6 protein-coding genes and 1 rRNA gene are annotated in these 8,296 nt (G+C 38.2%); 4 read left to right on the top strand and 3 right to left on the bottom strand.

Features of this window, described 5'->3' with window-relative positions:
• The first annotated feature begins 3 nt into the window (after window positions 1-3).
• Window positions 4-120 (top strand): 5S ribosomal RNA (rrf, locus tag RQP52_RS36170).
• A 698-nt stretch (window positions 121-818) separates the two neighbouring features.
• On the opposite strand, the gene RQP52_RS36165 is transcribed toward rrf, so the two are convergent.
• From RQP52_RS36165 to RQP52_RS36155, 3 genes are read right to left on the bottom strand one after another with little or no spacing between them, the layout of a single operon-like run.
• Window positions 819-1,883 (bottom strand): Ger(x)C family spore germination protein, encoded by a 1,065-nt coding sequence (locus tag RQP52_RS36165; protein ID WP_315956283.1) that lies wholly within the window; start codon window positions 1,881-1,883, stop codon window positions 819-821.
• A 23-nt stretch (window positions 1,884-1,906) separates the two neighbouring features.
• On the bottom strand, window positions 1,907-3,016 hold the full coding sequence (locus tag RQP52_RS36160; protein ID WP_315956282.1) for a GerAB/ArcD/ProY family transporter: 1,110 nt from the start codon (window positions 3,014-3,016) through the stop codon (window positions 1,907-1,909).
• Window position 3,017: 1 nt separating this feature from the next.
• Entirely contained in the window at window positions 3,018-4,496 is a 1,479-nt protein-coding gene (locus RQP52_RS36155) for a spore germination protein (protein WP_315956281.1), read from the bottom strand.
• Window positions 4,497-5,353: 857 nt separating this feature from the next.
• Here RQP52_RS36155 and RQP52_RS36150 point away from each other — a divergent pair.
• From RQP52_RS36150 to RQP52_RS36140, 3 genes are all read left to right on the top strand, one after another.
• Window positions 5,354-5,782, top strand: a complete 429-nt coding sequence (locus RQP52_RS36150; protein WP_315956280.1) for a hypothetical protein — start codon at window positions 5,354-5,356, stop codon at window positions 5,780-5,782.
• 1,087 nt (window positions 5,783-6,869) lie between these two features.
• A complete protein-coding gene (locus RQP52_RS36145) occupies window positions 6,870-7,436 on the top strand; it encodes an RNA polymerase sigma factor (RefSeq protein WP_315956279.1) in 567 nt (188 codons plus the stop codon).
• 272 nt (window positions 7,437-7,708) lie between these two features.
• Entirely contained in the window at window positions 7,709-7,996 is a 288-nt protein-coding gene (locus RQP52_RS36140; RefSeq protein ID WP_315956278.1) for a hypothetical protein, read from the top strand.
• Window positions 7,997-8,296: the final 300 nt, after the last annotated feature.

Below are 8,296 nucleotides of genomic sequence, written 5' to 3'. Positions count from 1 at the left end.
CTGTTTGGTGATGATGGCGGAGGGGATCCACGCGTTCCCATCTCGAACACGACCGTTAAGCCCTCCAGCGTCGATGGTACTTGAACCGCAGGGTTCTGGGAGAGTAGAACGTTGCCAAGCACACAGACTTCACTATAAAAGTGGAGTCTTTTTTTCTTTTTTTTTGAACGTTTTCGATTATGCTAGCGGTGAACTTAGTTTAACGATATGGGAGTAGCTTGCCATCGTGGCAGCTACTAAAGAAGAAGTAAAGACAAAGCTGCTAGGTAAGTTTTTAATAAAATATGAAATATATAATAATTAGATTGACCTTCGGTTCAATCTAATTATTGGTTAACTGTTTTACGGGATAAAAATCGGGATGCATATGGCTATGTCTTAAGAATTGTACCTAGTTTTAAATATGATGATTTTGAGGTAGTTTATTGTAACAATAAAGGTCTATACATTGAAACTGATCCTGTTAACGATATGGTACTGTGGGTATCGGTATTTATAAATGAACTTGATAATCAAGACTATGGAAGTGAAAACTGGTAAAAATTCTTGGCCGCATTAGCTTAGGCTGTTGCGGTTTCTTTTATTTTGTTGGCTACCAGGGCCCAATAAAAACCAGCATTTAACCAATATCACACTTATTGTGGAAGGAGGGATTCGAAATAATGAAGAATATATCGTTTTTGCTTTAGGTGAAAGTGGCTCCCTTTTCCCCGCTAAAGGCAGAATAGTTCAACAAGAATGCCAGCATGCCTGCATTGGAAAATATCACAGAACGAGAACCGTTAAGAAGATGGTTCTCGTTCTGTGTTTGTGCAAGCTTATTTTCGTACATTCGTCAAAGGTTGAATATGAAGCTCATATGTAACGTTAAATTTCACGTTCGCCCAGAGAGTAGACCATTCATCCTCGCTCATGGGCTTCAAAAAAGGACCTAGTGTAAGAGTACCTATTTCCAGAGGGTCCACTTCCGACTTTTGCATTTTCTTTAGCAACTCTGTTGTTTGTTTTTCGAAAAGCGATTTTATCTGTTGATGAATAACCGCTAATTGATCAAGGTTGTCTATATCTTCCTTTCCACGGTACTCTTCAATTCGACCTTTGAGCTCGACGTTGAGAGATAATGTTGAGTTGTCGAGATTTAATTTCATCTTTGTCTTGGAAGTGACATTCCCCATCGTTATTGATAACTCTGGGATGGTAAGGACCTTAAGGTGATGATTATTATCAATCAGTTGGAATATTTGTTCATTTCTCTTATTGATGTTCGTTTGCAGTTTATCGTTTTTGAAGAAGGCAGTTCCTTCGTAGATAAAAAGTTCTTTATCGACCTTGAAAATAGGTGCGACTGGATCGGAGTATGGTGAATAGTACCTTTTCATAAATTGATGTAGATTTACAATAGTCATGTCTCCTTGTTTCTTACTTTCATAGTGTTTAAGCAAACGATAAAGAAAATAGCCGGGAATGTCTTGTGTTTTTATTTGATTTTTAATGTAATCTTCAAAGCTTCCATTGACGATGACGATATAAAGGCGTTGAGAAATATCAAGGTCCGTAAATAAAGTGTTCATAAGTGATGTAATGCCTTTTTTCGCCAGTTCTTGTTCAATAAATACCATACGAAGTTGTCCTGATTTTACTTCCCGATAATAGCTTAAATTAAAATCCTTTCCTCCGTCCTTCAATAGATCGACTTCTTGGGTAAGCATTTTTTTTGGTTCAGAATATATGGGTGGTACCAGTGTGCTTATTCTTAGCTTCCCTTTTGCACCCTCAGTAATTGACCACCAAATCACAGGGGAGATTTCTTCGATCTGATTGTTATCTACAAATGGGGAGCATCCAATCATCCATAGCATACTGCTCATTATGACGAGGAACATCGTATGTTTAAACAGCCTCAATGCTAGATAAGCCCCTTTCGTTTGCAAGCAATCAGAAGGAAGGTTGGGATGAACAAGTAGGTAAATGCCCGTAACCAAATCTGTAGGTTTATCAAAGGGTTCTGTTCAGTTTCACCTAACCACTTGTCTAGAATAATCGTACTTATTAAAATCATGATCCAACAGGTTATAAAACCAATTCGATCGCTCTGTTCGTTTAATCTTCCTGAAACTATTCGAATAGCCCCGTAGAACCATAAGAAATAAATGGAAATGGCCCACACATAATAAAACATTTGCAGGCAAATTAAAATGATATCAATTCGCTCAAAAACAGGAGTTTGCAGATAACGAATAAGGTCCGTTACCGGAAATCTGCTTTTGCTCAAGTATTGGGAACTAAAAAATAATAAGGAAACAACAAACATAATCAAATACTCAAAGACAGACGCGGTATTAGCAAATGTCAAATATTTCAACATCTTTTGTTTTTGGTTTAACCACGGCCCAATAAAGACCAAGTACTCCGGTCCCGAGAAGGCTTGCCAAATGAATAAAAGATTCTTCCAGGAGACTGTCGACCAGTCTGTGGGGATCAAGGGATATAAATCGTGAAGTGACGCCATCGATGGGAAGAAGAAAGGAATAAAACATAAAATCATCCAAGCGGAACCAAAAAAGGCAATAACGACAAAGCGTATCGTATTCGTCATTCCTCGAGAGGCCGCGTACAAACAAATCCCAAAGAGAAATAAAATCAACCACAAAGGATTCATGGAAGGGAAGATGACACTATTAATCACTTCCACAGTCCCCAGTGTACTTACATATATTTTAGCAAAAATGAAAAACAGACCAACGAAGGCCAAAACACGAACCGTCCGCTTTCCAAATAGTTGAACGAATCCTTGATATCCTTTGGTGGAAATGTCTGATGAAAACCATTTTGCAATCAAGATCATATTCAATTGTGATAAAATCCCCACGGCAATTAATGCCCAAAGCATATAGGGATAAACCAATTTGGAAGGAGTGACTAAGACGAAATATAGCATTTGACTTCGGTTGGCCATGAAAAAGACATAGATCCCGCCAAACGTGGCCGTTCTCTCATATAAGGAAGATGCCTTCACATTATTTTCTCCTTTGACTGGTTCGCCATTTCTGTAGGGTATGTAAATATTCAGGACGTTCCTTCATCCAATGGAAAGGACCCCGAATGAAAAGATCTAACCAATCCCTCCAGTAAAGAGGAGCTAAGGGGGCAAAATATGGTTGTTTCAAAGATGTGAGGCTATTCAAATGGACAAGAATAACAATTATCCCGAATACTATTCCTAACATTCCGATATAGTTGGCAAGGAAAAGGAAAGCGAATTGAAGCAGTGTGTTTGATTTTGTCACGAGATAATTAGGGACTAGAAACGAAGCGATAGCCGTAACACCTACTAAAACAATTAATATTTTGCTTGCAAAACCGGCTTCAACGGAAGCTTGTCCTACGACAATGCCACCGATTACGCCTAGTACTTGACCCGACTTTGTGGGCATCCTAAGACTTGCTTCTTTGATGATCTCCAGGGTAAGCAGCATTAAAAATGCTTCCCAAAATGGCGTAAACGGCAATTTGGTTCTAGATTCTAATAATACAAAAAGAACTTGCATCGGGAGCATCTGATAATGATGCGTGGCTAACGCAACATAGATCGGGACTAATATTAACGAAAGTACATAGCTTACATATCGCAGCAGCCGCAAAAAACTGGCAACCAGCCAGCGATTAATGTAATCCTCTGGAGATTGAAATAGATGAAAAAATGTGATAGGAGCCATTAACGCAAATGGTGTATTGGCTACTAAAAAAGTAATTTTTCCCATCGATAAAGTGAAAGCGCATAGATCCGGGCGGTCGCTTTGTTGAAATTGCGGGAATATACTATGATAATGATCTTCCATGAATGCCGCAACATGGGACGAATCCATAAAAACATCAAAATCAATGGTAGATAGTCTACTTCTTGCAATGGAAATAAATTCGGGATTGGTTACCCCTTCCATATACATCATGACAACCTCTGTTTTACTTACAGAACCGACAGAAAACCTTTCTGATTTTAAAGATGTCGATGGAAGCCGTCTGCGAATCATTGTCACATTTTGATCGATTTGCTCACTGAAGCTGTCCTTGGGTCCAAACATAATGGTTTCGGTTTCCGATGTTTCGATGGCGCGAGTCAATGGATTTGGAAGAAGTGCTGCCCACCACTGATTCTTCATAGGTTCATAGAGAAGGATGGATCCCGTTAATAGTTTCTGCTGACCTTCCTCCATCGTGACAATTCTGGATACCTTAGCTGTGGCTATACATTCATTTATTTCTTCAAGATCACAGTGGAGCAGCGGTTCGATAACGGATTCATTTAAGCGTTCTTGGTCAATTAATGTTCTTATGTAGAGAAACATCACCATTTGATCATTATTGGTCCTGCGTTCGATGATTTCTGCATCGTCCATGTTGGCCAAAATTTGTCTAAATGAATCTATCGTTAGGACGGTATTCTGAGGTTCAGGTTTCTCAAAATGGTGTCCAATCTTAAGCTTCTTCCAAAACATAAACACCATCCTTACAAAGAGGGTAGTAAAAATTGAAAATATTGGTTATGCCTTTATAATTTATCCATGACTGTATCATTTATACCCTTAGGGTTCGTATATATGAGAACTGTTTCATGAAGTACATGCGGATACATCAGTATTAAGGGTTAAACAAGTCATGGGATAAACTTTCTAAAAATATACACGAAAAAGCAGAGCTGCTTGTAGGGATATAGGGCAACCAGAGGTAATAGAAGTGTTGGGATACGAAGACCAGAAACGTGAGTGGGGATGTTTTTTACATGGAATGGATATGTGGGGAGAAGACGTAACCCAACAGTTTAGTTTAAATAGAAGTGTGATACAATTGGAGTAAAAGTCCGTCTTATTTTAGGGGGAAATCATTGAGAATGTGTGTACCAACTCCGCAATTAATTGTTCTTATAAGGTACTAAGTAACGAAGCATATTGGAAAATTGACAAATGGTTTGTGACTAGATGTAGTTTAAATATAGATGTGGTTGATAAGGAACAAGCAGAAAGATTTTTAATACATATCTCAGATAAGTGGCAATGGATAACAGAGAAAGAACTTTAGATTAATTAAGAGCTGTCGTTTACAATCTAATGTCTCATTCAAATTGAGCATCTATCTTCTTCACATGGGAAATGTATTGGACCGGATTTTTTAATTGATACCATTACTTACCGTATTTATGTGCCATTGTATTGAGATAATGAGGAGCTATAGTTCAACAGAGTTCTGCATCAGTAACTTGCCTGAATGTGTTGTTTTATATGTAGTGATAATTTACTATTGGAAATCCAAGGTCAAAACCAACAGAGGTAATAAATTTATGGACATGGACTATTTCATGCTAATATTCGGTTGTATATTCGCAGCTTTTGCTACGGTTGGTCTCGGATTCTTAATATTCATTATACGTCGAGAGAGTAAAGCTGATAAACATAGTGATGGCGTTGATAAAGATTTGAAGACAGTAGGAACAGCGAAGTTATTTTTTCTGACAAAGGAAGAAGGCGGGCAAAGTATTATTCCAGTAAGAACCTTCTCATCACATATTATCTTTGAAGAAGATAGGGAGCTAATTCATGGCTTATGGAGTGCAGTAATTGAATTTCACAAATCACCAAATACTCAAAGAGAAACAACTGCAGACTTGTATTTACTTTTCCACGATAAAGAAGAGGCACCGAATCATTTAATCAAACCTGGAATGAAATTTGAGTTAACTACAAATAAAGTAATAGCTAAAGGCATAATTGAAAACTTGAAAAGTTAAGTAACCTGAAAAACCGGTGTTTAACTAAAAAGGTACTTTGATGCAAATACAGGAGCAGATCATCACTGGGCAAACAGAATGGGTTGCATTCGTAAGTAGCATTTCGAATGTTCACGAAGGAAGTAAAGAAAATCGTAATTGATGAGTGGCTTACTTCACTGCAAGCATCCGATGTTCCCTGCCACCACATGATCAATAACGTGAAAAATATTGTCGAGTGACAAGAGTATAGTCCGATTAATATCCGCCAAAATGGCGGCTTTTTTATTGTATCGGAACACATTCTTGTCATTTTTCAATGTCTAGAATATCGTCCAGTTGCCGACAATTAGGTGCTCACGTAAGAACAATCACATGAACAAAAAAAGATATAAATGTCAGCACAAAACAATTTCTTAAATCTTGTACGATGGCAGAGGAGACAGGAGTTTATACTTTGTTAATAAACGATTTAGAGGGATTCAATAAGCTTGGTTTAGAATAAGTAGTAAGGAAACGTTTCTCCCAAATTGTTGCTTAATAAGTCGTTATTCGAAAGTCGAATATTCTCGCTTTCCGATTTTGGCGGGACATCGTCACTTGCGGCGATAACGTTTGGCTTCCTTACCCGATCAGGTAAATCGGAACGCCATCAAGTTCAATATCCATTTCGTTGTATATAAATTTGGTAGCTTTCCTTTCAGAAACCAGTGAAGAAATTCCTGAAACCCAAAAACTCAAGAAACCAAGAAATCGCGTCGTGTTGGCTCGCTTTGAACAATCGAGGGTACATCGGCAGATTATAAATGCAGGCCATAAAAGTATCGTTCCCGATAACTATCCCAGTCCGAGATGGCATCGAGATCAGAGAATTCACGTTTACATACAATCCCAAATGCCCTTCTTCTGGCAGTCACACCGACTAAAGAAATAAGCAGTAAAAAATGCTTTCTCTGCGATTGTTTAGGGTAATATTAAAATCTCAATAAAAAAATATGTTCTCTCTATGTTTTGGTGGGTGAAATACAGTAAGCCCCTAACCTGAGAACTAGAGTCTACAATGGAATGTAAATTCCGAATGGCTTATCTGATTCAGAGAGGTGAGAGTATGGAGACGACCAGTGTCCATGTGTTTAAATATTTGGAGTATGTGTCTGAAACAACCGATCATAAGGCGATCCTTCGCAATTTAATGGATGCCTACGGAAATGATGTTTGGAATTATGCATTTAGTATTTGCCGTAATATGGATTTGTCCGATGACATTACACAAGATTCCTTCCTAAAGGTATATCGCAATTTGACGACATTCCGCGGCGAAGCTTCAGTGAAGACTTGGCTGCTCACCATAACGCACAATACCGCTTATGATTATTTACGCAAAGCATTCTGGCGTAAAGTCACCCTCGTCGGCTTTATTCAGTCTACCGCAACCTCACAATCCGCTGAGAACGAAGCTATGGAGAAACTTTATGCCAACGATTTATGGAAAAAAGTAATTTCATTGCCTCCCAAGTATCGAGAAATTCTGATTTTGCATGCTCATTATCAACTCTCTGCGAAGGAAATGGCGGCCGTTCTTAACATTTCAGAGGGCACTGTGAAATCCAGACTCCATCGTGCCAGATTGAAGATGATCAGGCTGAAGGATCGTGAATCGAGTGAACTCTCCTGATCCGGATGATGCAATATAGAATTAAGAAGTAGGATGCAATTTATATGGCGATGGATCTGATCCATCGTCTATTTTCGTTTCTGTGGGATCCGTTCAACTAACGGGCAGGATAGTTTAATTACTTCGGCGAATACTCCATGGATGGAATTTTTGCGAAAGTTCGTAAATAAGACGTTATGCGAAACCGCTTAAAAGGAGTGAGAAAACATTTGGTAAATCTAGAAGTTATACAAAATCATTTTAAGAAACTAAATTCGGTGGAGCTACATGATATGAGCGATGCACTTCAAATGAGCTCGCCTTTATATAGGCTTGTTTGTTTTATTAATAACTCAATTGCATTGTTCACGAGTGAGAATTATTTAGGAGTAGCTTTATTTATAAAGAGGGCTCACAAAGAAGTCTTAGTGGTTAAATCTTATGAAACTATAGGAAGAGAAGAATTTATTATGAAGTACACTACATTATGTGAAGAATTTTTAGTAGATTTAACGAAATACATAAGAAATAACAAGCTTATTAGTGATAAGGATATAGAATTATTTTTTTATGAAGACTAAGAAATTAAGATCGTTGTATAAGACATTTGTTAGTGTTTCAAGAAGTAGCAGCATCGCATAACACCGTATTCACGCTTCGATGCATAATTAATCATTAAGCTAAAGGATAACGTTAGCGTAATCATACAGGGAGTAGCCCGCCACGCGGCAGCTGCTCCCTGCTTTCGTTAAACTAAAGGGCAGCATTCCTATTATGAGGAAATACGAGATTTGAGAAATAAAAAGACTCCTTGGTATGATGTTTATGGTTCCCTGATGCTGGCCAGCGTCGGATCCAAAAACAAAACCAAAGGAGACTAC

It is taken from the genome of Paenibacillus violae (genome assembly GCF_032461945.1).
In the GTDB taxonomy this organism is placed as follows: domain Bacteria; phylum Bacillota; class Bacilli; order Paenibacillales; family NBRC-103111; genus Paenibacillus_E; species Paenibacillus_E violae.
Note: the sequence above shows the minus strand (reverse complement) of the source record. Positions and strands in the feature narration are given on the sequence as shown.

What these genes read in the sequence shown, in the direction of transcription:
- RQP52_RS36155 (WP_315956281.1), bottom strand. Translation starts at nt 4,496, where the DNA reads ATGTTTTGGAAGAAGCTTAAGATTGGACACCATTTTGAGAAACCTGAA.
- RQP52_RS36140 (WP_315956278.1), top strand. Translation starts at nt 7,709, where the DNA reads ATGAGCGATGCACTTCAAATGAGCTCGCCTTTATATAGGCTTGTTTGT.
- RQP52_RS36145 (WP_315956279.1), top strand. Translation starts at nt 6,870, where the DNA reads ATGGAGACGACCAGTGTCCATGTGTTTAAATATTTGGAGTATGTGTCT.
- RQP52_RS36150 (WP_315956280.1), top strand. Translation starts at nt 5,354, where the DNA reads ATGCTAATATTCGGTTGTATATTCGCAGCTTTTGCTACGGTTGGTCTC.
- RQP52_RS36165 (WP_315956283.1), bottom strand. Translation starts at nt 1,883, where the DNA reads ATGTTCCTCGTCATAATGAGCAGTATGCTATGGATGATTGGATGCTCC.